2 protein-coding genes are annotated in these 1,426 nt (G+C 70.9%); one reads left to right on the plus strand and one right to left on the minus strand.

Annotation, left to right across the window (positions count from 1 at the left end; all coding sequences use genetic code 11):
* A partial coding sequence (locus tag B9G38_RS17340; RefSeq protein ID WP_198945735.1) for a non-canonical purine NTP pyrophosphatase occupies positions 1 to 167 on the plus strand: 167 nt, incomplete at its 5' end.
* An 18-nt stretch (positions 168 to 185) separates the two neighbouring features.
* On the opposite strand, the gene B9G38_RS17345 is transcribed toward B9G38_RS17340, so the two are convergent.
* Positions 186 to 1,426 (minus strand): aspartate aminotransferase family protein (locus tag B9G38_RS17345; RefSeq protein WP_086221181.1); only part of this gene is annotated, 1,241 nt, incomplete at its 5' end.

Below are 1,426 nucleotides of genomic sequence, written 5' to 3' on the forward strand. Positions count from 1 at the left end.
TCCCGGGCCGGATCGTCGCGCCGCGGGGCGACGGCGGGTTCGGCTACGACCCGATCTTCGAACACGACGGCGAGACGTTCGCGGAGATGGACACCGACCGGAAGAACGCGGTGTCGCACCGCGGGCGGGCGTTGGAGAAGTTCGCGGAGTGGTACGCGGACCGATAGCGGGCGACGGCGGCGGGCCTACGCCGCGGCCGCGATCGCGTCCGTGAGGAGGTCGCTGCCGAGTTCGATCTCGCGCTCGGTGACGTCGAGGGGCGGGAGGATCCGGAGGACCTTGTGTCCGCACGCGAGCGTGAGGAGGCCGCGCTGGAACGCCTCGTCGACGACCGCGTCCCGGCGGTCCTTCGCGTCGAACTCGACCGCGAGCAGCAGCCCCTTCCCGCGCACGTCCTCGACGCCCGGGAGGTCGGCGTCGCGCAGCGTCTCCGTGAACTGCCGGCCGCGGACGACGGCGTTGTCCATGAGGTCGGCCTCTCCGATGGCGTCGAGCGTGAGCGCCCCCTGTGCGGCCGCGATCACGTCGCCGGCGCCCCACGTCGAGGAGATCCGGCCGGTCTCCTCGGGGAACACGTCGCTCCGCGAGACGGTCGCGCCCACGCGGAGCCCCTTCGCGCTCGCGATCACGTCCGGCTCGTACGCGTAGTGGTCCGAGCCCCACATCTCGCCGGTGCGGCCGACGCCGGTCTGGATCTCGTCGGCGATCACCGTGATGTCGTGCTCCTCGGCGAGCGCGGCGATCTCGTCGGTGAACGCCTCGGAGGGGAACCGGTAGCCCCCCTCGCCCTGGATCGGCTCCACGATCAGGTACGCCACGTCGTCCGGGTGGACGTTGCCGCGCTTCGGGTCGAGCTTCTTCCGGAGCCGCGAGACGCCGTCGGCGAAGAAGCCGCACGAGCAGGTCTCGGGCGAGCAGGTCCGGTCCTCGCAGAACGGCACCTCGGTGACGCCGCTCACCTCGGGGAAGTCGCGGCGGTACACGGACTTCGAGCGGTTGAGCGAGAGCGCGCCCAGCGTCCGGCCGTGGAACGCCCCGTCGAAGGTGATCGCGTACTTCGCGCCGTCCGAGGCGTCGTAGGCGATCTTGATCGCGTTCTCGACCGCCTCCGCGCCGGAGTTCGAGAGGAAGACGGTGTCCATGTCGTAGTGGCTCGTCAGGTCGGTGAGGCGGTCCATGAGCCCAGACGAACCGGGGAGCCCGTCGCCCGGCGCGGGACCGCCCGCGGCGTAGAAGTCCTGGCCGGCGATCTTCAGCGGGTCCACTAAGTCGAACTCCGCGAGCCGGTCCATTATGAGGGGGTTGTTGTACCCGAGCGGCGCGGCGGCGACGTGGCTGGTGAAGTCCATGAGGACGTTGCCGTCGACGTCGGTACAGAACGGGCCCTCGGCGGGGGCGGTGCGGTCCCAGACGAACTCGTAGACGT

The organism is Halorubrum sp. SD612 (genome assembly GCF_002135005.1).